Source organism: Burkholderia sp. AU38729, from assembly GCF_020419725.1.
Classification (GTDB): domain Bacteria; phylum Pseudomonadota; class Gammaproteobacteria; order Burkholderiales; family Burkholderiaceae; genus Burkholderia.
The window spans coordinates 96,042-118,534 of sequence record NZ_JAIZQO010000006.1; the positions used below are offsets into that span (position 1 = coordinate 96,042).

The window sequence follows — 22,493 nt, forward strand, 5'->3', positions numbered from 1 at the left end:
CTCAGGGCGTCGGTGCGTCGGGCGGGTTCGGCACGTTCGACGTGCCGGTTCCGCGAAACGCCTCCCGTTCCTGTTCGGGCAGGAGCGCGAGCCGGTTGTACAGCGTCTTCAGGCTGATGCCGAGCGCTTTTGCGGTGCGCGGCTTGTCGCCGTTGAAATGCCGCAGCGACGCGACGATGAAGCGCTGCTGCGTGTGCGCGAGCGTCGTGCCGATATGCAGCGTGATCGCGTTGTGACGACATTCGTCGCGCGGCGGCGCACGACGCGGCAACTGCAGCTCGATCTGCTCGTCGGCGAGGATGAACGCGCGCTCGAGCGTATTGCGCAGCTCGCGCACGTTACCGGGCCACGTATAGGCGCGCAACGCCTTCATCGCCTGCATGGACAGCCGCTTTCTCGTGCGGTGTCGCGCATTCAGCCGCTCGACGATCTGCAGCGCGATATCGTCGACGTCGTCCTCGCGCTGCCTGAGCGCGGGCACGTGCAGCGCGACCGTCGCGATCCGGTAGAACAGGTCCTCGCGCAGCCGCCCGCTGCGCACGGCCTCGACCGGGTCGTGATGGGTGGCGGCGACGATCCGCACGTCGAGCGGGATCGATTCGTGGCCGCCGACCCGCACGATCGTGTTCGACTCGAGCGTGCGCAGCAGCTTGACCTGCAGCTCGGCCGGCATTTCGGCGATCTCGTCGAGAAACAGCGTGCCGCCGCGCGCGGCCTCGAACATGCCGACGTGCTGCGCGACGGCGCCGGTGAAACTGCCTTTCTCGTGACCGAACAGGTGCGATTCCGCAATGTCGTGAGGAATCGCGCCGCAATTGACGGGAACGAACGGCCCGCGACGGCGTGGGCTCATGTCGTGCAGGAGCCGCGCGACGATGTCCTTGCCCGCGCCGCTTTCGCCGACGATCAGCACGCCGACGCGCGTGACGGCCACACGCGACACCTTCAGCAACAGGGTCTGGATCGTACGCGAGCGGCCGAAAAGCCGCATGCCGTCATCGACGGATTTCGACATGGTGTGATATCGAGTGGGAAGATTTGACCGAATGCGTCGAGACCAGGTGAAAAAATGACGTGGCATGCGTCACCGTTTTCCTATACCGAGAATACCTGTTATGCCGGCGATGAGACATTGAATCTGCAATGCGGGCCGCGCGGCCGGATAGATTTATTCGATAGGCGGAGATTGCACGACACCATTCTTCTATACTGCTAAGCGTTGCATCCCGGGCAGGAGCGCTCGCCCATCCAGTCATGCGCAGCGCGGCGCGTGCCGCCGCGAAACGAGGCGGAGACGGTGCGCTGCGCGTCCGTCGCGGTTCCGGCCATGCAGGGTCGGGCCGCTTCACGAGGAGCCTCGATGCCCTATGTCCTGATCGTCGAAGACGATGCCGATACACGCACCATGCTTGCGACGCTCGCCCGCACCCAGCAGCTTGCCTGCGATACGGCCGCGACGCTCGAGGAAGCGCGCACGCTCGTGTCGACGCATACCCCCGATCTCGTGCTGTGCGATCTCGTGCTGCCGGACGGCAACGGGATGGACCTGTTCGATGCATTGCCGAAGCGCGCGCACTGTGAAATGGTGCTGACCACCGGCCACGCGAGCCTCGAAACCGCGATCGACGCACTGCGGCGCGGCGCGACCGACTACCTGGTGAAGCCGCTGAACATGCAGCGGCTGAACAGCATCTTCGCGCGCGTGCCGCGCACCACCGCGCTGCATGAAGAGATTGCCGAACTGCGCTCCGAACTGCAGCGTCTCGGCCGCTTCGGCCGCATGCTCGGCAGCTCGCCCGCGATGCAGACCGTCTACGACGCGATCGGCCGCGTGGCGCGCACCGAGGCATCGGTGCTGCTGACGGGCGAATCGGGCACCGGCAAGGAGCTGGCCGCGCAGACGGTGCACGACCTGAGCCTGCGCCGCCGCGGCCCGTTCCTCGCGGTGAACTGCGGTGCGATTGCCGCGAACCTCGTCGAGAGCGAGATGTTCGGCCACGACCGCGGCAGCTTCACGGGCGCGGAGCGCCAGCACAAGGGCTTCTTCGAACGCGCGGACGGCGGCACGCTGTTTCTCGACGAGATCACCGAGATGCCGCTCGAGTCGCAGGTCAAGCTGCTGCGCGTGCTCGAGACGGGGCGCCTCACGCGGCTCGGCTCGACGCGCGAGATCGACGTCGACGTGCGCATCGTCGCGGCGACCAACCGCGACCCGGAGGCCGCGATGGCCGACGGCAAGCTGCGGCCCGACCTGTTCCACCGGATCAACGTGTTCCCGATCCCGCTGCCGTCGCTGCGCGAGCGCGGCGACGACATCCCGATGCTCGCCGATGCGTTCCTGCAGCGCTACAACGAGGAAAGCGGCCGTTCATTGCGCTTCTCGCCCGCCGCGCGCGACGCGCTGAAGACTTATGCGTGGCCCGGCAACGTGCGCGAGCTGCGCAACTTCGTGCAGCGCGCGAGCATCTTCAGCGATACGGAACTGATCGATACGCTGCCGCCGCCGATCATGGACGAGTTGTCGAGCATGGTCGATTCGCATGACGATCGCGTCACCGTGCCGTTCGGCACGCCGCTCGAGGAAGTCGACCGCAAGCTGATCCTCGGCACGATCGCGCAATGCGGCGGCGTGAAGGCGCAGGCGGCCGAGGTGCTCGACGTCAGCCTGAAGACGATCTACAACCGGCTCGCGCAACTGGACGACGATGCGGGAAAACCGGAATCCTGATGGCGCCGCCCCGTTCATGCTCCGTCGCACGCATCCGGACGCGCATCGCGCTCGAGCTGGCGGCGCATGCGTTCCACGTGCGGCGGGATCGTCCGGCGCTCACGCAGGATCCACGCCAGGCCCGCGAACGTGCGCGCGAGCATGCGCTCGCGCCACAGGCGCGGCAGCAGCCGCACGGTGTGCCGCAGCGCGGCCGGGGCCGGCCACCTGAGCCAGGCGGTCCATACCGCGTTGCGGGTGGTGACACGGGCACGCGTGCGCACGTCGCGCTGCGGGGACGGGTCATGGTGAACCGTGAGGCGCGGCGCATAGACGAGCCATCCGCCGGCGCGATACAGGTCGAGCGCGAGCAGCGCTTCCTCGCCGCCGAGAAAGTAGCGCGGATGGTAACCGCCTGCCTGCATGAACGCGTCGCGCCGGAACGCCGTCGCGCCGGCCAGCAAGCCGAGGATCGGGTGGCCGGGCAGCGTGACGGGCGCGTCGAGCGGGCTGTCGGCCATCAGGCGGCAGGTCGGGTCTTCGCGCTGGTCAGCGCCGACGAGCACGCGTGCGGTGACGGCCGCGACGTGCGGATACGCGTCGAGCAGGTCCGCCGCTTGCTCCATCGAACCGGGCGCCCACCATGTGTCGTCGTCGCAGAACGCGACGTGGCGCGTGCGGGCGACGGCCACGCCGAGATTGCGGCCGGCCGCGCCGAGATTGACGGGCGCCTGCACGAGTACGACGTGCGGAAAGCGGTGGCGGATCAGCGCGGCGGTGTCGGCTTGCGCGGCATTGTCGACGACGACGATGACGGGCCGGTCGGGCAGCGACGAGAGCCGGGCCAGCGTGTGCGCGAGCCCGGCCGGTCGTCTGAACGTCAGCACGATGGCGGTCACGCGCGGTTCAGGCGGCGGCGCAACGTGGCGCGCGGGGGTTACGCGAACGTGACGTCGCATTCGAGCCGCCAGTATGTTTCGGGTTCCTTGAGATCGGCGCGCATATGAGGATCGAACAACGCAATCTGGCTCGCATACGCGGCGACCGCGTCGGCTTTCGCGGCGATGGCTTCCGCGCGGTCGCAGGCCGGGGCGCCGGCCGGATGGGCGATCCAGCCGCGCTCGCGCCAGCCGCTCACGCGCCGGGCCATCAGCCCCGCGATCCGGCGGTACGGGACGTCCTCGTAGAAGCGCCACGTGCGCGCCGCGTCGGGCGACGCGCGTGCGCGCTCCAGCAGCGACAACGCGGCTTGCTGCACGTGCAGATGATCGCGGTGGAACAGGCCGGCCGGCGCGAGGACACCGAACCCGGCGTGGGCGTCGATCTCCCGCGCCACGCGCGCGGCAATCGCTGCCGATGCGGCGGGCGTGCCGTATTGATCGTCGAGAAAGTCGAGCCAGACCGGCCGCGCGTCGAGCCGTGCGAGCGCGCGCCGGTCTTCGTCGCGGCGCGCGCGCACGGCTTCGCCGGCGCGCTGGAAACCTGCGCGGCGATCCCACGGCGGCGCCAGCGCATCGCGCGGCGGAATCCCGGCGAACACGGTGACGACGATCGAACCGGGCGCTGCCGCAAGCAGGCGCCCGCAACTGAAGACGGCGTCGTCCAGATGCGGCGAGACGACGAGCCAGCGTGTCGGGGCAGGCGTCACGAGATGATCTCCCTGGTGGATGGCCAGCCGGGCGAGCAGGCATCGTGCCCGGCCGTCGTGGCCCCGAGGGCGCCCGGATGCGCGCGACAGGAATGCGTCCGATGATTGAAATGACCCATCCGCGCGCCGGCAATTACGTGATGGCAGCGATGCTGGTCGCGATCGCGACCGTGCTGCAGGCGCTCGCGATCCGTTTCGGCGGCGTGAACCTGCCGTTCGTGCTGTATTACCCGCTGCTCGCGGCCGCGGCATGGGCGACGTCGTTCCTGTTCGGTGTCGTGTCGACCGTGGCCAGCGGCATACTCGTGTGGACGTTGTTCCTCTCGGATCCCGCGGCCTATACGCAGCCGTTGCCCGCTCGGCTCGTCCAGCTCGGCACGTTCATGCTGGTCGGCGTGCTGGTGTGCGCGCTCGCGGCGATGCTGCGCCAGACGCGGCTCACGAACGATCGTGCGCGCCGGCGCGAGGCGGCCGCGCGGCAGCGGCTCGAAGCCGTGTTGCAGGCGCTGCCGCACGGTGTGATCGCGGCCGATGCGAACGGGCGGCTCACCTACCTCAACGCGGCCGCGGCCGCGCTCGTCGGCTGCCGGCCGGAAGACGCGACGGGGCGGCCCGCGCGCGACGTGCTGCGGATCGTCGACCACGCGGGCCGCCGCGTGCCGACGACCCCGCTCGAACGCGCGCTCGGCGGCGCCCATGCGACCTCCGACCGGCACTGGCTGCAGGCGACGGAGGGCGGCGATCCGGTACCGGTCGTCGAGGTCGCGTCGCCGCTCGGTGACGCGCACGGCAACATCGACGGCGCGGTGATGATCGTGCGCGACGCCAGCGCGGACCGCGCGCGGGTCGACGCGTCGCGTCTTCAGCAAGCGGTCGTCGACGCATCGCCCGACGCGATCGTCGGCGTCGACGGCGAGGGCCGCATCGTCAGCTGGAACCCGGCCGCGCAGCGGATTTTCGGCTACGACGAAGACGACGCACGCGGCCGTTTGCTCGATACCCTGGTGGCGATGCGCTGGCTGCGGCGCAGCCCGCTCGCCGAATCGTTCGACGACCTGAGCGACGCGGTCGGGCCCGTCGAACTGCTGTGTGTCCGGCGCGACGGCCGGCGGTTTCGTGCGACCGTGTCGGCGCGCCGGTTGCGCGGCGACGCGGTCGCGACCATTGCGCTGTCACTGACGCTGCACGAGACCGGTGCGCGGCGCCGCCATGATCTGCGCGCGCAGCGGTCGCTGCAGGGGGCGCGCGATGCGCGCGACCAGGCCGATACGTCGAACCGGTTGAAGGACGAACTGCTGGCCACGGTGTCGCACGAACTGCGCACGCCGCTGAACGTGATCTACGGTTGGGTCGAGGTACTGCGCAATTCGGTCGACCACGCGCTGCAGCGTCAGGCGATCGATGCGATCGACCGCAGCGCGCGCTCGCTCACGCGGATGGTCGGCGACATTCTCGATGCGTCGTCGCTCGCAACCGGCAAGCTGCGGCTCGACGCGGCGCCGGTCGACCTCGCGCGGCTGTTCTCCGACTCGGTCGGCACGTTCCAGACAGCCGCGTCGTCGGCCGGCGTCATGCTCGAATTCGCTTGCGGGTCCAGCACGTTCATCGTGTCCGGCGACGCCGAACGGTTGCGGCAGATGCTATCGAACCTCGTGTCGAACGCGCTCAAGTTCACGCCGGGCGGCGGCAGCGTGCATGTCGGGCTGGCGCGCAACGGCACGCACGCGGTGTTGACCGTCGCCGACACGGGGCAGGGGGTCGCGCCCGAGTTCGTGCCGTACGTCTTCGACATGTTCCGTCGCGCGGACGATTCGCCGGCGTCGTCGCGGCGCGGGCTCGGCCTGGGGCTGTCGATCGTGCGGCATATCGCGGAGCTGCACGGCGGCACCGTGACGGCCGAAAGCGCGGGCCGCGATCTCGGCTCGACGTTCACGGTGACGCTGCCGGCCGGCTGGCAGCCGGCCGGCGCGATGGCGTGGGGGCTCGCGCAGGCGGGCGACCGTCAGGCGCCGCTCGGGCTCGCCGCGCAGCGGATCCTGATCGTCGACGACGACGCGACGACGCGCGCGAGCCTGACGGCCGCGCTGACGACGTTCGGCGCGGCCGTCACGGTCGCGTCGTCGGGCCGCGAAGCGCTCGCGATGGCCGCCGGGCTGCAGCCCACCGTCGTGCTGTCCGATCTCGCGATGCCGGACGGAGACGGCTTCTGGCTGCTCGACGCGCTTCGGCGCGGTGCGGGCAATGGCGACGGCGACGGCAACGGCGACACGCGGAACCTGCGCGTGCTTGCCGTCACCGCGCACGCGGGCCCGGCGGATGAGCGCCGAGCCCTCGAGGCCGGCTTCGACGGCTATCTGTGCAAGCCGGTCGACGTGCGCGAACTGGCGCACAAGATCATGCTCGTGACGAAGCGCGACGACTGACGGACGGCGCGCGCCGGATGCGCCGGCGTCGTCACTGCGCCGGTGCCGGGCGGCGCGGCATATCGGCCTGCGCGAGCAGGTGCGACGCGATCTGCGTGCTGCGCACGAGATCGCCCGGTTGGTGAAGCGCGGCCTGCCGGTGAATGAAGTACCGCACGGTACGCGCGAGCCCGGTGGCGAGCGGCGTGGTCGCGCGCCAGTCGAGGCGCCGCTGCGCGGCTTCGAGGTTCGGCCGCCGCTGGCGCGGATCGTCGGACGGCAGCGGCCGGAACTCGATCGCGACCGTCGCGCCGACGATCCGCACGACTTCGCGCGCGATGTCGAGCATCGCGATTTCGGCATCGCTGCCGAGATTGACCGGCTCGCTCGCGTCGCCCGGCTCATTCATCAGCCGGATCAGCGCGTCGACCATGTCGTCCACGTAACAGAACGAGCGCGTCTGCCTGCCGTCGCCATAGACGGTCAGCGGCGCGTCGGCGAGCGCCTGCGTGATGAAGTTCGACACGACGCGGCCGTCGGCCGGATGCATGCGCGGGCCGTACGTGTTGAAGATGCGCGCGATCCGCACGTCGACGCCGTACTGGCGGTGATAGTCCATGAACAGCGTTTCCGCGCAGCGCTTGCCTTCGTCGTAGCAGGCGCGCAGGCCGACCGGGTTCACGCGCCCGCAGTATTGCTCGTGCTGCGGATGGACGTCGGGGTCGCCGTACACCTCGCTCGTGGACGCCTGCAGGATGCGCGCCTTCACGCGCTTCGCGAGACCGAGCAGGTTGATCGCGCCATGCACGCTCGTCTTGGTCGTCTGGACGGGGTCGCGCTGGTAGTGGACGGGCGACGCGGGGCACGCGAGGTTGTAGATCTCGTCGACCTCGACATAGAGCGGAAACGTCACGTCGTGCCGCATCAGTTCGAAGGTCGGCGCGTCGAGCAGATGCGCGATGTTGTCCTTCGCGCCCGTGTAGAAATTGTCGACGCACAGCACGTCGTGGCCGTCCGTCACGAGGCGTTCGCACAGGTGCGAGCCGAGGAAGCCGGCGCCGCCGGCGACGAGCACGCGTTTGCGATCATGGCCCTTCATCATGCGTTCTCCTTGCGATGGGCGAGCGCGCCCGATGTGATCGACACGGGCGTGCGGCGACCGGTGCCGGCCGACGCGCCGGCGCTGCGCGGCCGCGCGACGTCGCGATAGATGTCGACCAGCCGGTCGGCCACGCCTTTCCACGTATAGAAGCGATGCGCGCGCAGGTAGCCGGCGCGTCCCAGCGCCGCGCACAGCTCGGGTTGCGCGCGCAGCTGGACGAGCCGCGCGGCCAGCGCGGCGGGATCGCGCGGCGGCACGAGATAGCCGGTCTTGCCGTCTTCCACCGTCGTGCGGATGCCGCCGACGTGGCTGCCGATCACCGGCGTCGCGCAGGCCATGGCCTCGACCGGCGTGATGCCGAACGGTTCGTACCACGGGGTCGTGACGAACACGTCGGCCGCGCTGTAGTACAGGTGCAGCGTGTCGCGGTCGCGCCGGCCGACGAAGGTCACGCGATTGGCGATCCCCAGGTCGTGCGCCAGCCCGGCGAGGCGGGCGAGTTCCGGGTCGCGGGCCGGGTCGGGCGTGGCCTGGCTGCCGCCGACGACATAAAGGTGGGTCGGCCGGCGCGGGTCGCGCGGCATGCGGGCCAGCGCGTCGATCACCGTGTCGATGCCTTTGCGCGGCACGAGGCGGCCGAGCTGCAGCACGACGAAGGCATCCCGCGGCCAGCCGAGCTGTGCGCGCGCATCGATGCGCGGCGTCGGCCTGAGTTCCCGCACGTCGAAGCCGCACGGCACGATCTCGATGCGCGCGGCGTCGGCGCGATAGTGCGTCGTCAGGTCGAGCGCATCCTGCGGGCATTCGGCGATCACGCGGTCCGAACGGCGCGCGAGCGTGTCCTCGATCGCGAAGCGCGCATCGGGGAAACCGTCGGCGTCGCCCTGATGCAGCCGGCGCACGCGGCCGAGTGCATGGAAGGTCGTGACGAGCGGGATGCCGAGCTGCCGCTTCACGCGCAATGCCGCGTCGCCCGACATGAAGAAGTTCGCGTGCATCACGTCGACCGGGTCGGGCTCGCGCCGCATGCGCGCGGCCATGCCGTCCGCGAACGCGACCATGTACGGCAGTAGCCGCTCCTTGGGTACGTCGGTCGGTGGCCCGGCCGGTACGTGGATCACGCGCATGTGCGTGCCGATCGGCACGACTTCCGGCAGGTGCGGATTGTCGCAGCGCGTATAGACGTCGACGTCGAGGCCGCGCTCGGCCAGTTGCTTCGCGACGTTCGCGACGTAGATGTTCTGCCCGCCGGCATCGACGCCGCCGATCACCCCCAGCGGCGATGCGTGCTCACTGATCAACGCGATTCTTTGCATGGTGTTGCTCCCGGTATCGGGGCCGCGTGGATGGGCCGCCGTTGCCGGTGGTTCGGCAAGCAGCGTACCCGGTGCATTGCCCGCGAAGCCCCCCGTCGGAATACCGAAAAAATTACAACGGGTTGGATGAAAGGGCGTCTGATCGGGCGAACCTGCGGCGGCGGCGCACCGGCACCGCGCCGGCACCGAGGCACGCGACTTGCGCTGTCCCGCTCACCCGCCGGCTATCCCGGCTCGACGAAAGGAGGTCACGATGAAGGCATTCCCGCTGCAAGTCCGTTCCTTGAGGATCCGTCGTCGCAACGCGATGCGCGCCGGCATGGCGATCGCGATCGCCGCCACCACGACGTGCGCGGTGATCGCGCCGAATGCGTTCGCCGCCGGCGACGACAGTGCCGCGTCCACGTCAACGTCAACGACGTCGTCGTCGCATACGACGACCGGCACGAAAATTCGCGATGCCACGATCACGACCAAGGCGAAGGCCGAGCTGGTCGGGACGAACGGCCTGTCGTCCGGCGACATCCACGTGAAGACGCGGCGCGGCGTCGTGACGCTCACCGGCAGCGTGCCCGAGGAGGCGCAGCGCACGCAGGCCGTCAGCGTCGTGAAACAGGTCGACGGCGTGCAGGACGTGCGCGATCAGTTGACGATCCGGGCCAAGTGACCGCGGCCGCGCCGCACAAGGAGTCCAGCCATGAACTGCATGCTCAAACCGGTCGGCGAGCAGACGATCGTGATCACCGGCGCGACGAGCGGCATCGGTCTCGTCACCGCGCGCAAGGCCGCGCGCCGCGGCGCGAAGCTGGTGCTGTTCGCGCGGAACGAAGCCGCGCTCAATACGTTGTGCGAGGAGCTTCGCCAGCATGGCGATCTCGCGGTGGCGGTCGCGGGCGACGTGGGCAATCTCGAGGATCTGCAGCGCGCGGCCGCCAAGGCGGTGGAGACCTACGGCGGTTTCGACACGTGGATCAACAACGCCGGCGTATCGATCTTCGGCCCGGCTTCCGCGGTGCCGCTCGACGACCAGCGCAAGCTGTTCGACACCAACTACTGGGGCGTCGTGCACGGCTCGCTCGTGGCGGCCGACCACTTCCGGCGCAAGGACGACTTTCACGGCGGCGCGATCATCAACATGGGCAGCGAGGCGTCCGACGCGCCGGTGCCGTTGCAGAGCGCGTATGCGGCGTCCAAGCATGCGGTGAAGGGCTTTACCGATTCGCTGCGGCTCGAGATGGAGGGCGACCACCTGCCGGTGTCCGTGACGTTGATCAAGCCGGCCGCGATCGACACGATGTTCGTGATGCACGCGAAAAACTACATGAACGTCGAGGCGAAGCTGCCGCCGCCGATCTACGACCCGGAACTGGTGGCCGACGCGATCCTGTTCGCGGCCGCGCATCCGCGCCGCACGCTGTTCGTGGGCGGCGCGGCGAAGTTCACGTCGGCGAGCGCGTATCACGCGCCGCACCTGTTCGATCGCATCGCGGCCCGGCTGTTCTGGCGCAGCCAGCGCACGGATCGCCCCGCCCGCCCGCGCGACGACAACGCGCTGTACGAGCCGCGCCATGCGCTGCACGAGCGCGAAGGCATGGACGGGCCCGTGCTGCGCGGGTGCGCCTACAACACGGTGGTTCAGCGGCCGAAGGTGGCGGGGGCGGTCGCCCTCGGTGCGGCGGCGCTGGTGGTCGCCGCGCTGGCGCGTGCGCGCCGCGCGTCGACGTGATTTCGTTCATCCCCAAGGAGATTTCCATGACATCCCGACAGCATACGGGCCACGAATACAGCCACTCGCGCGCGCACGAAGGCGAGCGCGTGCAGCAGGACCATGACAAGGGCGGCCATCAGGGCGGCCATGGCAAGGCGCCGAGCCCGATCGACGTGCAGAAGGCGTTGAAGGGCATGGACTATCCGGCCAGCAAGGCGGCGGTCGTCGAGTGCGCGGAACGCTCGCATGCGGATCCCGGCGTGATCGACATGCTCCGCCGCATTCCCGATCGCGAATACGGCACGCCGGCGTCGGTGTCGAAGGAACTCGGGCGGTTGATGTGAGCGCCGCCCCGTCGCGTCGCGTGCGGTGGCACGCGGCGCCACCCCCGTCACGAGGACCACGACCATGGCGATGATCGTCGCAGGCCGCTTCACGACGTTCGACGAAGCGGAAGGTGGGGCACGTCACCTTTACGAGCGCGCGTTCGGTTCGGACGACGTATCGATCTTCTTCCTGAATCCGGACGGACAGCATGCGCGCTTTCCGATCGGCGGCGACGTCTATGCCGATACGGCGGCGAAGCCGGGCGGGCGCGGCGCGATGATCGGCGCGATCCGCGGGGTGCTGATCGGCATCGTCGTGGGGCTCCTCGTCTATGCGATCGGCGTGCGCTACTGGTTCGTTCCGGCCGCCGCCGCGCTGGCCGGCGCGTATCTCGGCGCCTTCGGCGGCGCGCTGGGCCGCATGCGCGGCGAGCAGGCCGAGGGCAAGGGCACGCTCGCGCGGAGCGAATCGGGCGTGATCCTCGCGGTGCGCGTGGCGCCCGACACCGCCCATACCGCGGAAGACGTGTTGCGCGCGACCGGGGCGTCGTCGATCGAGCGTGTCGAGGGCGACTGGCAGGACGGCGAATGGCGCGACTTCGATCCGGTACGCCGGCCCGGCGAGCCTGCATCGAGCGACCATCCACGCTAAATTTTTATGCCCGTTTGTAGCGTTGCGCGCGCAACGAGGTCGCTGCCGTGCGCGGCACGCCGCTTGCGAGCGATTGACGACACCGTTCAGGGAGGAACGCACCCATGACTACCGCACAGACTCCGCCGCCTCAGAAGCAGGACCACCAGCCGGGCACCGAGCGCGACATGCATCCGCAGCCGCGCGACTCGGCGGCCGACTACGTCGGCAGCGGCAAGCTCGCCGGCAAGGTCGCGCTCGTGACGGGCGGCGACAGCGGGATCGGCCGCGCGGTTGCAATCGGCTTCGCGAAGGAAGGGGCCGACGTCGCGATCGTCTACCTGAAGGAATCCGACGACGCCGCGCAGACGAAGCAGTTGATCGAGCAGGCCGGCCGGCGTTGCGAGGCAATCATGTGCGACGTCGGCGATCGCCGGCAGGCGCACGATGCAGTGGCGCGCACGGTCGAGCGGCTCGGGCGGCTCGACGTGCTCGTGAACAACGCGGGCGAACAGCATCCGCGCCCGGGCGTCGAGGACGTGACCGAGGAACAGCTCGAACGCACGTTCCGCACGAACGTGTACGGGATGTTCTTCTGCACGCAGGCGGCGCTGCCGCACATGAAGCACGGCGGACGCATCGTCAACACCGCGTCGGTGACCGCGTATCACGGCAATCCGACGCTGCCCGACTACTCGGCGACCAAGGGCGCGATCGTCGCGTTCACGCGGTCGCTGTCGGCGGAGCTGGCCGAACGCGACATCCGCGTCAACGCGGTCGCGCCCGGGCCGATCTGGACGCCGCTGATTCCATCGACGTTCACGGCCGAGCAGGTCGCGAAGTTCGGCGCGAACGTGCCGCTCAAGCGGCCGGGGCAGCCGGACGAACTGATCGGCTGCTACGTGCTGCTCGCGTCGGAAGGCGCGAGCTACATGACCGGGCAGACGCTGCACCCGAACGGCGGCTCGATCGTCGGCGGCTGACCGCCGTCTCTCGCCAAATGCAAGGAGGAAGCCCATGAAACGACCCCACTGGACGATCGCGACGTTCGCCGCGGCCGTGCTCGCCGCCGGCGGGCCCGCCCGCGCGCAGATGCCGAGCGAGCCGCCCGCATCGAATTCACAGGTGCCGGGCGGCGTGATCAACCCGTCGTCGGGCGCGGGCGACGCGATGATCGCGAAAGCGCCGCAAGGCGGCGACGCGGAATTCGTCGACAAGGCGGCCATCGCCGGCAAGGCCGAGGTGCAGGCGAGCCAGCTCGCGCTGCGGCAGGCGCAGTCGCCGGACGTGCGCGCGTTCGCGCAGCGCATGGTGGCCGATCACGGCAAGGCGAATGCGCGCCTGAACGAGATTGCCGCGCGCCAGGGCATGAAGCCGCAGGTCGAGCAGATTCAGGATCCCGATGTCGAGGCGCTGCGCGGCAAGCACGGTCGCGACTTCGACACAGCGTACGTCGCGGCGGTCGGCCCGGCTGCACATAGCAAGGCCGTCGCGCTGTTCGAAGGCGAAGCGCGAAACGGGCGGGATCCGCAATTGCGCGAGTTCGCGAGCACCACGCTGCCGACGCTGCGGCATCACCTGAGCATGGCGCAGGCGCTCGAACGCAAGGTGGGCGCGCAGTAACGCGCGCCCGTTCAACCCCGGGCCGCGGGTGCGGCCCGTCTTTTTGGAGAGTCAGTCATGGCCCATCGGCAACCGAAGCATGAAGGCATCCGCGAATTGCTCTGCCAGGCATACGAAACCGAGCTTGGCGGCGCGAAGATCTACGAAGCCGCGCTGCAATGCGCGACCGACGAGGATCTGCACAAGGAATGGGAGAAGTACCACCGCGAGACGCTGCATCACCAGGAGGTGCTGCGCAAGGTGTTCGACACGCTCGGCATGGATCCCGACGCGCAGACGCCCGGCCGCAGCGCGGTGGCGGCCATCGGCAAGGCGCTCGTGCATACGATCGAGCAGGCGCGGAAGCAGGCCGACCCGGCCGTCGCGCAGGTCGTCGCGGCCGAGTGCGTGGTGCTCGCGGAGACCAAGGATCACCTGAACTGGGAGCTGATCGGCTATGCGGCCGACCAGCTGTCGGGCGATGCCGCGAAGACGCTGAAGGACGCGCACGACGAGGTCGAGGCCGACGAGGATCATCACCTGTATCACACGCGGGGCTGGGCGCGCGAGATGTGGATCCAGTCGATGGGCTTCAAGGCGGTGCTGCCGCCGCCGGAAGAAGTGAAGAAGGTCGAATCGGCGGCGGACGCGGCGCGCGCCGAAAAGTCGCGCGGCAAGATGATGTAAGTGCGGCGGGCCGGGCTTGGCGGGAGGCAGTCAGCCCGGCCCGGCGCGACGAAAGTGGCGTGCGCCATGAACGGTCGATGCGCGGTTCAGGTCAGCAGGTCGACGACCATCGTCACGACCGACGCCGCCATCAGCACGACGGCGAGCCAGCCAAAGGTTTTCGACACGATGCCGCTGCCGGGTTGCCCGGCCGCCTCACGCCGCTGCGACAGCAGCATCACCATCACGAGCATCGGTACCGCCGCGACGCCGTTGAGCACCGCGCTCCAGTACAGCGCCTTGATCGGGTCGATCGGACTCACGCACATCGCGATGCCGACGAACACGCACAGGGCCAGCACCGCATAGAACGTGGGGGCACGCCGCACCGGCTCGTTCAGCCCTTCGCGGAACTGCCACGCTTCCGCGCAGCCGTACGCGGCACTGCCCGCGAACGCGGGAATCGCGAGCAGCCCGCAGCCGACGATGCCGAACGCGAACACGAGAAACGCGGCTTCGCCGGCGATCGGCCGCAGCGCTTCGGCGGCTTGCGCGGTGCTGCCGATGTCGTGCCGGCCGTGCTCGAAGAACACCGCGGCGCCGATCACCATGATGCAGAACGACACCGCGTTCGTGACGACCATGCCGAACCACGTGTCGAACGTGACGCGCCGCTCGGTCTCGCTGCGCGTGTCGCGCCCCGTGGATGCCGTTTCCTCGACTTCGAGCGCGGCCTGCCACACGAACAGGTACGGGCTCAGCGTCGTGCCGAGCACGGCCACCGTCGTGGTGGCATACGCATGCGTGAATTCGATCCGGGGCAGCAAGATCGCGTGCAGTACGGCGTGCCAGTCGATCTGCACGAAGCCGAGTTCGAGCACGTAGGCGATCAGCCCGAGCGTCATCCATTTCAGCCAGCGCGCATAGCGTTCGTACGACAGCATGACTTGCAGCGCGAGCGAGGCGACCCCGTAGACCGGGGCATACCAGTAGCTGTGACCGCCGATCACGAGCGCGGTCGCGTCTCCCATCGCCGCGAGATCGGCGCCGACGTTGACGACGTTGACGATCGCGACCATCACGATCAGCGCCTTGGCGAGCCGGTCGGAGTAGTGCTCGCGAATGCCCGCGACGAGGCCCGCGCGGTTGCGGCGCCCGATGAACGCGGACGCGAGCTGCACGGCCACCATCATCGGCAGCGTGACGACGATGATCCACAGCATGTTGAAGCGGAACTGGCTGCCGGCCTGCGCGTAGACGGCGATGTTGCTCGGATCGGCATCGGACGCCCCCGCGAGCAGGCCGGGGCCGAGCCGCCGGTACCACGGTGTCGGAGTGCGCCGCGCGACGCCCGCGGCCGGCTGCGCGTCGTCGCCGGGTGCGCTCATCGGGTGCCTCCGCGTGCGCCGGGCCGGCTGTCGCGATCGAGGTCGCCGTCGCGGTCGGGTGCGCCGGCCAGGCGCGATGCGGTGCGCAACGCGTCGACGAGCCTCCGGTACGCATGCTCGCGCGAATCGGCGCCGCGCGTGCGCAGCACGTACGACGGGTGATAGGTCGCGACGACAAGCAGGCCTTGCGCCGTGCGAATCGGCGCGCGCGCGGCCTCCAGCGTCGCATCGTTGTCTTGCAGCAGCGCGCGCAACGCGGTGCCGCCGAGCGCGACGACGACGCGCGGCCGTACCGCGTCGAGCTCGCGTTCGAGCCAGTAGCGGCACGCGGCCACCTCGCGTTGCGCGGGCGTCTTGTGCAGCCGGCGCTTGCCGCGCGGCTCCCATTTGAAGTGCTTGACCGCGTTCGTCAGGTAGCAGTGCGCGCGCTCGATCCCGGCTTCATCGAGTGCGCGGTCCAGCATGCGCCCGGCCGCGCCGACGAACGGCAATCCCTGGCGGTCCTCCTGGTCGCCCGGCTGCTCGCCGACCAGCATGATCGTCGCGTCGACGGGTCCGGCGCCGGGCACCGGCTGGGTCGCATGCTCCCACAACGCGCAGCGGCGGCATGCGCCGAGTGTCGCCGGTGCGTCGTCGGCGGCGGGCGGCGGATGGCGCGTCATGTGACGACGCCCGTGCGGCCCGGGGCGCGACAGGTCGCCCACGCCGGTGGGGCGAGACAGAAACGAAAGCGCAGCGTGACGCGCATGAAGGGCTCCGGTACGACGATTCGACCTGTACAGCAACCGCCGTTCCGCATCGGCCGGGACGGGCGCGGGGTTTGCGTGGAGGCGGTGTCAACGACAGGAGAAACGCGATGCTTCCCGATCCCGGCGACGATCCGGCCGCGGACGACGTGCTGCTGTGGCGCGCCCCCGACAGCGTGCCGCGGCGCCCGCGTCGCGTGCTGATCGTCGACGACTATCGCGACGCCGCCGATGCGCTGCGCCTGCTGCTCGAGGCGCGCGGCTTCGAATGCCGCGTTGCCGTCGATCCGTTCGCCGTCTGCGCGATCGCGCGCGACTGGCAGCCGTTCGCGGTCGTGCTCGATATCGCGATGCCGGGCCTCGACGGGCTGCAGCTGGCGGCGCGGCTGCGCGGTGATCCGCACACCGGCGACATGCTGCTCGTCGCGTGCAGCGGGTTAGCGTCGCGACGCGATTGCGAGGCGGCGAAGCAAGCCGGGTTCGACGCGCACTGCGCGAAGCCGCTGACGCCGCACCGGCTGCTGGGCTATCTGGACGCGGCGAGCGGCCGCGCGACGCCGGACGGGGCGGTTACACGGTGCTTGTAAAAAAGCCGTCGGGGCGTCGCGGCGCAGGCATCAACCGCCGGTGCGCGTGGCGGCATGTCGGGCCGACCGGCCCGCGACGGCGGCCAGCCCGCCGGCGAGCGCGAGCAGCGCCGCGCTCATCGCGAAGGTCGCGCGGTAGCCGTGCAGGTCGAACAGCATGCCGCCGATCGTCGCGCCGAGCCCGATCGCGAGTTGCACGACCGCGACCATCAGCCCGCCGCCGGCTTCCGCATCGTGCGGCAGCGTCCGGGCGAGCCACGTCCACCAGCCGACCGGCGCCGCGGTGCCGAGCAGCCCCCAGGCGCCGAGCAGGCAGGCGGTGGCCGCCGTGGAGCCGCCGAACACCATCAGCGCCGCCGCAATCGCGGCCATCAGTGCCGGCGTGGCCACGAGGGTCCGGTAGAGCCCGCGTTCCAGCACGCCGCCGATCAGGAACGTGCCCGCGAAACCCGCGACGCCGATCACGAGCAGGAGCAGCGACAGCGTGACGGTGCCCGCGTGCGTGACGGTTTCGAGGAACGGACGCAGGTAGGTGAACAGCGTGAACTGGCCCATGAAGAACACGCTCACCGCCGCCATGCCGAGCGCGACCGGCGGCCGGGCCAGCAGCCTGAGCGCGTTGGCCGACGCGCGGCGCGGCGCGGACTGCATCGACGGCAGGCTGACGAGCTTCCAGCCGAATGCGATCGCGGCGACCGGCACGACGCAGAAGAACGCCCAGCGCCACCCGACGATTCCGCCCAGAAAGCTGCCGAGCGGGGCCGCGACGACGGTCGCCAGCGCGTTGCCGCCATTCACGATCGCCAGCGCGCGCGGCACGTGCGGCGCCGGCACGAGGCGCATCGCGGTGGCGGCCGACATCGACCAGAAGCCGCCGATCGCCACGCCGATCAGTGCGCGGCCGGCGATGAACGCCGCGTAGTTCGGCGCGAACGCGACGAGCGTGCCGGACACGATCGTCAGCAGGGTCAGCACCAGCAGCAGCGGCTTGCGATCGCGCCGGCCGGCGAGCGAGGCGATGAACAGGCTCGTGACCAGTGCGAACGCGCCCGATACGGAGATGGCCTGGCCGGCCTGGCCTTCGCTGACGTGCAGGTCGCCTGCGATCGGCGTGAGCAGGCTGACCGGCATGAACTCGGAGGCGACCAGCGCGAACGCGCCGAGCGACATCGCGAGGACGGCGCCCCATGCGGCCGCACCGTCAGGTGCCGTGCCGCGATCGGGGGTGAAGACGGATGGCATGTCGGGAACCGGATCGGAGAAAGGAGTGGGTCGCGCATTCAGTCGCAACCCGTCGTGGCGCCGTGCACGGCGAGTTGCGTGCGCGCGTCGTCGGCGCGCCCGGCCTGCACCCGGGCCGCGGCGGCCTGGGCGTCGTCGACCCAGCTGCGCGGGTTCATGCGCGCCGGATTGAATCCGGCGGCCTCGTAGCGCCGCAGGTCCTGGCGGACCTGCTCGCGCGTCAGGCCCGGTGCGGATTGCGCGAACGGCGAGCCGGACGCGACCAGCATGGCGATGGCGGCGACGGCGGTGAGAAAGCGGGTAGGCATGAGGTTGGGCTCCGGAATGCGGGTAGTCCGAGCGTCCGGGCGCTGCCGCGACGCATCGGGTCGATGGCTTCGCAGTCTAGTGATTCGTCGCGGATCGATTAAGTAGCGCGGCGCGCTTGGACTCATGAGCCAAACTGATGAATCGCCGCCGGCGGTGCTACGATGGGCGTCCGTCCCGACCGGAGCGTTTCGACATGGCGCGCGAAAATCTGAACGACCTGCTCGTGTTTCTCGCGGTGGCCCGCGAGCGCAGCTTCACGCGTGCGGCCACGCGGCTCGGCGTGTCGCAGTCGGCGCTGAGCCATACCATTCGCGATCTCGAGGCGCGGGTCGGCGTGCGGCTGCTCACGCGCACGACGCGCAGCGTATCGACGACCGACGCGGGCGAGGCGCTGTTCCAGGCGGTGGCGCCGCGCATCGACGAGATCACCGCGCAACTGGCCGCGCTGTCGGATTTCCGGGACAAGCCGGCCGGCGTGGTGCGCATTACCGCCACCGAGCATCCGATCGATACGATCATCTGGCCGAAACTCAGGCAGGTCCTCCCCGACTACCCGGATATCCGCATCGAGCTGTCGGTCGATTACGGGCTGTCGAATATCGTCGAGGAGCGCTACGACATCGGCGTGCGCTACGGCGACCAGGTGGCGAAGGACATGATCGCCGTGCGGATCAGCCCGGACGTCCGGATGGCGATGGTCGCGTCGCCGGCCTATCTCGACGGCCGCAAGCCGCCGAAGAAGCCACAGGACCTGCTCGATCACGATTGCGTCACGTTGCGGCTCGCCACCGCGAAGGGCATCTATGCGTGGGAGCTGAAGAAGGGCAGGAACGACGTGCTGGCGCGCGTGAACGGCCGGATCACCTGCAACACGCAGCCGCACATGGTGCAGGCGGCGCTCGACGGCTTCGGCATCGCGTTCGTCACCGAGGACATCGTGCTCGAGCATGTCCGCGACGGCCGCCTGCGGATCGTGATGCCGGACTGGTGCCCGGTCTTTCCCGGCTACCACGCGTACTATCCGAGCCGCCGCCCGGCGTCGCGCGCGTTTACCGTCGTGATCGACGCGCTGCGGCATCGCGCGTAGCGCCTGTCGCCAGTCGCGTCCGGGCCGCCCCCGCGACGGCCGGCAAGAAAAACGCCCCGCGCGGGCGGGGCGTTCGAAGCGGCTGCGCCGGTGAACCGGCGCAGCGCGATGGCGCGATCAGAGACGGTCGCGTGAGCGCGGATCGTTCAGTTCCTCGGTCGGGTCGGTCAGCCCGAGTTCGTCGCCGGCGCTCCAGTACGGCGTGCTGCCGTAGAACTCGTGCAGCGGTGTCGCCCATTGCGGATCGGCCATCGCCGGCCAGTGGTCCTTGTCGAACCCCGGCGCGTTGCGGATCCGCTCGGACGACACCGACAGCAGGAAGCATTTGCGCTCGGTGTCGAGCGTGAGCGCGCTCCACGGGATCGCGTGCAGCTTGTCGCCGATGCCGAGGATGCCGCCGCTCGACAGTACCGCGTAGGCGACGCGGCCGGAGCGCACGTCGAGCATGATGTCCTTGATCTTGCCGACATCGTCGCCGTCGGTCGTATAGACCTTGTCGCCTTCCAGCGTATCGGCCGCCATCACGTCGGGGCCAGGGCCGGCCGCCGTCGCGGCACCCTTGCCGATGATGCGGGTTTGACCTTGATCGGAAGTCTGCATGGTTTCCTCCAGGCTGCATGGGGCGCGACGGTGCCCGGGGCGGGCCCTGCGGGTCGCGCGGGTGGGTCGGGACGGGGCGAGGGTCGCTCCGTCACGTCTGCTTCGGTTGCGACACGCCTTCGAGCGTGTTCGCGAGATCGTCCCGCTCGGGGCCGGCCATGCGCGTCGCGATGTCCGCGAGCGACAGCATGCCGACCAGCCGCTTGTCGTGATCGACGACCGGCAGGCGGCGCAGTTGCGCGTCCGCCATGTAGTGCTGAATCTCGTCCAGCGAATCGTCGTCGAAACACCATTCGATCGGGCCCGATGCGACTTCGTGGATGCGCGTCTCCGGCGGCTTGCCGGCCGAAATCGCGCGCACCGCGAGATCCCGGTCCGTCACCATCCCGATCAGCCGGTTGTTGTCGCACACGGGCAGCGCGCCGATGTCGTAGCGCTCCATCAGTTGCGCGGCATGACGGATCGAGTCGGTCGGTGCGATGTGCACGACGTCCTGCGACATGATTTCGTTGACGCGATGCATGAAATTCTCCTCACGAATGCGGTAGTGCAATGGATCGAAATGGGCCGCACAAAATCAGCAAGCCACGTGCCGTGCGCGCTCACGCGTCGCCGCGTTCGCGCTTGTCCTGCCACGGCCCCTCGTCGTGCGTGCCGGGCGGCGTGTCCGGCTCGATGCGCGTGACGCCGCCGGTCGCGGGCGGGTCGCTCGCGGGAAACGTGTCCTCGAGCTGCTTGTCGATATGGCGTTCCGAATGGCGCGTGCGCGCGCGGTCGTGGTGCTTGAGCGGCGGCGACGGATCAGGTTGCCGTTCGTGTGCCGGCGCGTCGTGGCCGGTCCGGGTCGAATCCTTCATCGCAAGCCTCCATGTCGATGCCGATGGCGTGTCCCATCCGCAACGGCCATGCCCGGTCTGCGCCGAGATACGCCGATATGCACCGAACGCACGCGGCACGCGACTTGCCGCGAGGGCGATGACGATGTTGATGACGCAGGCGGATGGCGCAACCGGTGCCGGCCGTGTCTACATCTACATCGAGCGGGAGGCACGATGACGATTCCGAAACGACGACTGGGCGTGCGCTACGAGGTCAACATATGCGGCGGCGGATTCGATTCGTTGAAGAGCCATTTCAACGAATGGAAGCATGAACCGCTGATCTACCGGCCCGAGCGCCGGATGTTCGAAGGCAAGGCAGACGTGAGGCCGCTCGGCGGCGAGACGTTCGGCTCGACCGAGCCCGCGCGGTTCGCGCTGCAGCGTGCGTGCGAGCCGTCCGACCCGTATGCGCTCGCCGCGCAGGTGCGCGATGACGGCCGCGAGCTGTGGCTCGTGATGGCCGCTTTCGACGCGTAGCCGCGCCGTTGCAAGATTTGCAGCGGACGGTGTAGCGAAGGCACGGCAGGCCGTTCGCGGCACCCGCGTGCGCGTCGCGGCGGACACGCGGATGGCGAGAACGACGGCATGCGGCTTGCGCACCTTGGGCAGGCGAAGGTCGCGCCCGCTGTCGACCCGCCGACCCCGCAAGGAGGGAGTGCCGATGACACCTGACCCAGCGCAGTGGCTGCAGCGGCCCGAACCGCCGCTACCCGGCATCGGGCCGGATCCGGAACCGCCCGATCCCGACGACGTGCCCCCCGACCTGCCCGAGCCGTACCGGCAACCCGAGGGCGACCCGCCGGGGCATGCGCCGCCCGAGCGCGAGCCGCCCGTGCATACGCCGCCGATGGGCGTGGTATCGCGAGCGCGCACCGAGGCATCGCCATGAGCGTCCGCGTGAAACCCGGCGTGCTGCGCGACATCGCCGAAACGCTCGGCCGCCATTTCGAGGCGCGCGCGATGCCGTTCCATATCGAGGAAAAGCCGCTCGGCGCGCTGCATATCGGCTTTCGCGTCGACGGTCATCCGGCGTCGCTGACCGTGGCGTTCGACGCCGACGCGTTCGCCGCGCTCGAGCAGGCCGGCATCGACTCGCAGCGCCGCGCGCTCACGCGCGTGGCGGTCGAATTCGACGCGATGATGGCGCGTCGCGCCCCGACCGCGTACGCCGGCGATTTCCATTTCAACCGGCTATGAGATGCCGGTCACAGGGAGGATTGCGATGAACCCGATCCGGAAGACGATACGCATGGGCATCCTTGCGTGCGCCGCCGCGTGCGCGCTGGGCGCATGCACGCAACCGGCGAACGGCCCCTACGGCGCCCGCGGGACGCCACCCGACAGCCGTGGCGCACAGTCGACCACGACGATGCCCGACGCGAATACACGTGGCGACACGCGCCCGGCGCCGGGCACCCTGATGCCGCAGGGCGCGGCCGGCGGCGAAGCGGCCGACGGGCCCTCGACCGGCGCGAACGGTGCGCAGGGCGACCGGCCGCTGCCGGGCACGCCGCCGCTGATGCAGTACTGACCCGGCGTCCGTAC

Annotated in this window: 27 protein-coding genes; 15 read left to right on the plus strand and 12 right to left on the minus strand. The window is 69.9% G+C overall.

Annotation, left to right across the window (positions count from 1 at the left end):
- Position 1: 1 nt before the first annotated feature.
- Entirely contained in the window at positions 2–1,015 is a 1,014-nt protein-coding gene (locus LGM56_RS17310; RefSeq protein ID WP_226205959.1) for a sigma-54 interaction domain-containing protein, read from the minus strand.
- 345 nt (positions 1,016–1,360) lie between these two features.
- Here LGM56_RS17310 and LGM56_RS17315 point away from each other — a divergent pair, with 345 nt between their 5' ends.
- Entirely contained in the window at positions 1,361–2,728 is a 1,368-nt protein-coding gene (locus LGM56_RS17315) for a sigma-54-dependent transcriptional regulator (RefSeq protein WP_226205961.1), read from the plus strand.
- A 14-nt stretch (positions 2,729–2,742) separates the two neighbouring features.
- On the opposite strand, the gene LGM56_RS17320 is transcribed toward LGM56_RS17315, so the two are convergent.
- Both LGM56_RS17320 and LGM56_RS17325 read right to left on the minus strand, forming a co-directional pair.
- Positions 2,743–3,666, minus strand: a complete 924-nt coding sequence (locus LGM56_RS17320; protein ID WP_226205963.1) for a glycosyltransferase family 2 protein — start codon at positions 3,664–3,666, stop codon at positions 2,743–2,745.
- Entirely contained in the window at positions 3,645–4,355 is a 711-nt protein-coding gene (locus tag LGM56_RS17325; protein WP_226205965.1) for a PIG-L family deacetylase, read from the minus strand. Before LGM56_RS17325 ends, LGM56_RS17320 begins: the two co-directional genes overlap by 22 nt.
- A 92-nt stretch (positions 4,356–4,447) precedes the next feature.
- Between LGM56_RS17325 and LGM56_RS17330 the strand changes: the two genes are divergently transcribed.
- Positions 4,448–6,778: an ATP-binding protein gene (locus LGM56_RS17330; RefSeq protein WP_413226782.1), complete on the plus strand. Its 2,331-nt coding sequence runs from the start codon at positions 4,448–4,450 to the stop codon at positions 6,776–6,778.
- Positions 6,779–6,809: 31 nt separating this feature from the next.
- Here the strand turns inward: LGM56_RS17330 and LGM56_RS17335 are convergent, their stop codons facing one another.
- Entirely contained in the window at positions 6,810–7,856 is a 1,047-nt protein-coding gene (locus LGM56_RS17335; RefSeq protein ID WP_226206390.1) for a UDP-glucuronic acid decarboxylase family protein, read from the minus strand.
- Positions 7,856–9,175 (minus strand): glycosyltransferase family 4 protein, encoded by a 1,320-nt coding sequence (locus LGM56_RS17340; RefSeq protein ID WP_226205969.1) that lies wholly within the window; start codon positions 9,173–9,175, stop codon positions 7,856–7,858. The genes LGM56_RS17335 and LGM56_RS17340 overlap by 1 nt, the downstream gene beginning before the upstream one ends.
- Before the next feature lie 253 nt (positions 9,176–9,428).
- Here LGM56_RS17340 and LGM56_RS17345 point away from each other — a divergent pair, with 253 nt between their 5' ends.
- The 7 genes from LGM56_RS17345 to LGM56_RS17375 all read left to right on the plus strand — a co-directional run bounded on the left by LGM56_RS17345 (position 9,429) and on the right by LGM56_RS17375 (position 14,129).
- Positions 9,429–9,842: a BON domain-containing protein gene (locus LGM56_RS17345; protein ID WP_226205971.1), complete on the plus strand. Its 414-nt coding sequence runs from the start codon at positions 9,429–9,431 to the stop codon at positions 9,840–9,842.
- Positions 9,843–9,872: 30 nt separating this feature from the next.
- On the plus strand, positions 9,873–10,901 hold the full coding sequence (locus LGM56_RS17350; RefSeq protein ID WP_089434096.1) for an SDR family oxidoreductase: 1,029 nt from the start codon (positions 9,873–9,875) through the stop codon (positions 10,899–10,901).
- A 26-nt stretch (positions 10,902–10,927) separates the two neighbouring features.
- Complete coding sequence (locus LGM56_RS17355; protein ID WP_069250315.1) at positions 10,928–11,227, plus strand: DUF2795 domain-containing protein; 300 nt, start codon at positions 10,928–10,930, stop codon at positions 11,225–11,227.
- Between the two features lie 64 nt (positions 11,228–11,291).
- Positions 11,292–11,861, plus strand: a complete 570-nt coding sequence (locus LGM56_RS17360) for a hypothetical protein (protein WP_226205973.1) — start codon at positions 11,292–11,294, stop codon at positions 11,859–11,861.
- 104 nt (positions 11,862–11,965) lie between these two features.
- Positions 11,966–12,823, plus strand: a complete 858-nt coding sequence (locus tag LGM56_RS17365; RefSeq protein WP_089443837.1) for an SDR family oxidoreductase — start codon at positions 11,966–11,968, stop codon at positions 12,821–12,823.
- 34 nt (positions 12,824–12,857) lie between these two features.
- On the plus strand, positions 12,858–13,463 hold the full coding sequence (locus LGM56_RS17370) for a DUF4142 domain-containing protein (RefSeq protein WP_226205975.1): 606 nt from the start codon (positions 12,858–12,860) through the stop codon (positions 13,461–13,463).
- A gap of 57 nt (positions 13,464–13,520) precedes the next feature.
- Positions 13,521–14,129 (plus strand): DUF892 family protein, encoded by a 609-nt coding sequence (locus tag LGM56_RS17375; RefSeq protein WP_089459846.1) that lies wholly within the window; start codon positions 13,521–13,523, stop codon positions 14,127–14,129.
- An 86-nt stretch (positions 14,130–14,215) separates the two neighbouring features.
- Here the strand turns inward: LGM56_RS17375 and LGM56_RS17380 are convergent, their stop codons facing one another.
- Both LGM56_RS17380 and LGM56_RS17385 read right to left on the minus strand, forming a co-directional pair.
- On the minus strand, positions 14,216–15,496 hold the full coding sequence (locus LGM56_RS17380; protein WP_226205977.1) for an NRAMP family divalent metal transporter: 1,281 nt from the start codon (positions 15,494–15,496) through the stop codon (positions 14,216–14,218).
- Positions 15,493–16,158, minus strand: coding sequence for a UdgX family uracil-DNA binding protein (locus LGM56_RS17385; RefSeq protein WP_226205979.1), 666 nt, complete (start codon positions 16,156–16,158; stop codon positions 15,493–15,495). Before LGM56_RS17385 ends, LGM56_RS17380 begins: the two co-directional genes overlap by 4 nt.
- A 194-nt stretch (positions 16,159–16,352) precedes the next feature.
- Here LGM56_RS17385 and LGM56_RS17390 point away from each other — a divergent pair, with 194 nt between their 5' ends.
- On the plus strand, positions 16,353–16,829 hold the full coding sequence (locus tag LGM56_RS17390) for a response regulator (RefSeq protein WP_089498318.1): 477 nt from the start codon (positions 16,353–16,355) through the stop codon (positions 16,827–16,829).
- Between the two features lie 30 nt (positions 16,830–16,859).
- Here the strand turns inward: LGM56_RS17390 and LGM56_RS17395 are convergent, their stop codons facing one another.
- Complete coding sequence (locus LGM56_RS17395; protein ID WP_226205982.1) at positions 16,860–18,071, minus strand: MFS transporter; 1,212 nt, start codon at positions 18,069–18,071, stop codon at positions 16,860–16,862.
- A 38-nt stretch (positions 18,072–18,109) separates the two neighbouring features.
- The gene (locus LGM56_RS17400) at positions 18,110–18,379 is read right to left on the minus strand and encodes a DUF4148 domain-containing protein (RefSeq protein ID WP_226205984.1); all 270 of its coding nucleotides are present in this window, start codon (positions 18,377–18,379) and stop codon (positions 18,110–18,112) included.
- Positions 18,380–18,573: 194 nt separating this feature from the next.
- Here LGM56_RS17400 and LGM56_RS17405 point away from each other — a divergent pair, with 194 nt between their 5' ends.
- On the plus strand, positions 18,574–19,467 hold the full coding sequence (locus tag LGM56_RS17405) for a LysR family transcriptional regulator (RefSeq protein WP_089498321.1): 894 nt from the start codon (positions 18,574–18,576) through the stop codon (positions 19,465–19,467).
- A 117-nt stretch (positions 19,468–19,584) separates the two neighbouring features.
- On the opposite strand, the gene LGM56_RS17410 is transcribed toward LGM56_RS17405, so the two are convergent.
- From LGM56_RS17410 to LGM56_RS17420, 3 genes are all read right to left on the minus strand, one after another.
- Positions 19,585–20,067 (minus strand): PRC-barrel domain-containing protein, encoded by a 483-nt coding sequence (locus LGM56_RS17410; protein ID WP_089429293.1) that lies wholly within the window; start codon positions 20,065–20,067, stop codon positions 19,585–19,587.
- A 91-nt stretch (positions 20,068–20,158) separates the two neighbouring features.
- The gene (locus tag LGM56_RS17415; protein ID WP_089459853.1) at positions 20,159–20,590 is read right to left on the minus strand and encodes a CBS domain-containing protein; all 432 of its coding nucleotides are present in this window, start codon (positions 20,588–20,590) and stop codon (positions 20,159–20,161) included.
- A gap of 79 nt (positions 20,591–20,669) precedes the next feature.
- On the minus strand, positions 20,670–20,924 hold the full coding sequence (locus LGM56_RS17420) for a hypothetical protein (protein WP_089498322.1): 255 nt from the start codon (positions 20,922–20,924) through the stop codon (positions 20,670–20,672).
- A 195-nt stretch (positions 20,925–21,119) separates the two neighbouring features.
- Between LGM56_RS17420 and LGM56_RS17425 the strand changes: the two genes are divergently transcribed.
- The 4 genes from LGM56_RS17425 (at position 21,120) to LGM56_RS17440 (ending at position 22,479) form a co-directional block, all read left to right on the plus strand.
- Positions 21,120–21,425 (plus strand): hypothetical protein, encoded by a 306-nt coding sequence (locus tag LGM56_RS17425; RefSeq protein WP_226205986.1) that lies wholly within the window; start codon positions 21,120–21,122, stop codon positions 21,423–21,425.
- 184 nt (positions 21,426–21,609) lie between these two features.
- Positions 21,610–21,837: a hypothetical protein gene (locus tag LGM56_RS17430; RefSeq protein WP_226205988.1), complete on the plus strand. Its 228-nt coding sequence runs from the start codon at positions 21,610–21,612 to the stop codon at positions 21,835–21,837.
- Positions 21,834–22,145, plus strand: a complete 312-nt coding sequence (locus tag LGM56_RS17435) for a hypothetical protein (protein ID WP_226205991.1) — start codon at positions 21,834–21,836, stop codon at positions 22,143–22,145. The genes LGM56_RS17430 and LGM56_RS17435 overlap by 4 nt, the downstream gene beginning before the upstream one ends.
- A gap of 25 nt (positions 22,146–22,170) precedes the next feature.
- On the plus strand, positions 22,171–22,479 hold the full coding sequence (locus LGM56_RS17440) for a hypothetical protein (protein WP_089498326.1): 309 nt from the start codon (positions 22,171–22,173) through the stop codon (positions 22,477–22,479).
- The last annotated feature ends 14 nt before the right edge of the window (positions 22,480–22,493 follow it).

Bases quoted from the DNA above. Each gene is read 5' to 3' on its own strand.
- LGM56_RS17345 (WP_226205971.1), top strand. From the start codon at position 9,429: ATGAAGGCATTCCCGCTGCAAGTCCGTTCCTTGAGGATCCGTCGTCGC.
- LGM56_RS17440 (WP_089498326.1), top strand. From the start codon at position 22,171: ATGAACCCGATCCGGAAGACGATACGCATGGGCATCCTTGCGTGCGCC.
- LGM56_RS17335 (WP_226206390.1), bottom strand. From the start codon at position 7,856: ATGAAGGGCCATGATCGCAAACGCGTGCTCGTCGCCGGCGGCGCCGGC.
- LGM56_RS17390 (WP_089498318.1), top strand. From the start codon at position 16,353: ATGCTTCCCGATCCCGGCGACGATCCGGCCGCGGACGACGTGCTGCTG.
- LGM56_RS17385 (WP_226205979.1), bottom strand. From the start codon at position 16,158: ATGACGCGCCATCCGCCGCCCGCCGCCGACGACGCACCGGCGACACTC.
- LGM56_RS17410 (WP_089429293.1), bottom strand. From the start codon at position 20,067: ATGCAGACTTCCGATCAAGGTCAAACCCGCATCATCGGCAAGGGTGCC.
- LGM56_RS17400 (WP_226205984.1), bottom strand. From the start codon at position 18,379: ATGCCTACCCGCTTTCTCACCGCCGTCGCCGCCATCGCCATGCTGGTC.
- LGM56_RS17380 (WP_226205977.1), bottom strand. From the start codon at position 15,496: ATGAGCGCACCCGGCGACGACGCGCAGCCGGCCGCGGGCGTCGCGCGG.
- LGM56_RS17355 (WP_069250315.1), top strand. From the start codon at position 10,928: ATGACATCCCGACAGCATACGGGCCACGAATACAGCCACTCGCGCGCG.
- LGM56_RS17360 (WP_226205973.1), top strand. From the start codon at position 11,292: ATGGCGATGATCGTCGCAGGCCGCTTCACGACGTTCGACGAAGCGGAA.
- LGM56_RS17350 (WP_089434096.1), top strand. From the start codon at position 9,873: ATGAACTGCATGCTCAAACCGGTCGGCGAGCAGACGATCGTGATCACC.
- LGM56_RS17375 (WP_089459846.1), top strand. From the start codon at position 13,521: ATGGCCCATCGGCAACCGAAGCATGAAGGCATCCGCGAATTGCTCTGC.
- LGM56_RS17370 (WP_226205975.1), top strand. From the start codon at position 12,858: ATGAAACGACCCCACTGGACGATCGCGACGTTCGCCGCGGCCGTGCTC.
- LGM56_RS17340 (WP_226205969.1), bottom strand. From the start codon at position 9,175: ATGCAAAGAATCGCGTTGATCAGTGAGCACGCATCGCCGCTGGGGGTG.
- LGM56_RS17430 (WP_226205988.1), top strand. From the start codon at position 21,610: ATGACACCTGACCCAGCGCAGTGGCTGCAGCGGCCCGAACCGCCGCTA.
- LGM56_RS17365 (WP_089443837.1), top strand. From the start codon at position 11,966: ATGACTACCGCACAGACTCCGCCGCCTCAGAAGCAGGACCACCAGCCG.
- LGM56_RS17315 (WP_226205961.1), top strand. From the start codon at position 1,361: ATGCCCTATGTCCTGATCGTCGAAGACGATGCCGATACACGCACCATG.
- LGM56_RS17425 (WP_226205986.1), top strand. From the start codon at position 21,120: ATGACGATTCCGAAACGACGACTGGGCGTGCGCTACGAGGTCAACATA.
- LGM56_RS17435 (WP_226205991.1), top strand. From the start codon at position 21,834: ATGAGCGTCCGCGTGAAACCCGGCGTGCTGCGCGACATCGCCGAAACG.
- LGM56_RS17405 (WP_089498321.1), top strand. From the start codon at position 18,574: ATGGCGCGCGAAAATCTGAACGACCTGCTCGTGTTTCTCGCGGTGGCC.
- LGM56_RS17415 (WP_089459853.1), bottom strand. From the start codon at position 20,590: ATGCATCGCGTCAACGAAATCATGTCGCAGGACGTCGTGCACATCGCA.
- LGM56_RS17310 (WP_226205959.1), bottom strand. From the start codon at position 1,015: ATGTCGAAATCCGTCGATGACGGCATGCGGCTTTTCGGCCGCTCGCGT.
- LGM56_RS17330 (WP_413226782.1), top strand. From the start codon at position 4,448: ATGCGTCCGATGATTGAAATGACCCATCCGCGCGCCGGCAATTACGTG.
- LGM56_RS17420 (WP_089498322.1), bottom strand. From the start codon at position 20,924: ATGAAGGATTCGACCCGGACCGGCCACGACGCGCCGGCACACGAACGG.
- LGM56_RS17395 (WP_226205982.1), bottom strand. From the start codon at position 18,071: ATGCCATCCGTCTTCACCCCCGATCGCGGCACGGCACCTGACGGTGCG.
- LGM56_RS17320 (WP_226205963.1), bottom strand. From the start codon at position 3,666: ATGCGACGTCACGTTCGCGTAACCCCCGCGCGCCACGTTGCGCCGCCG.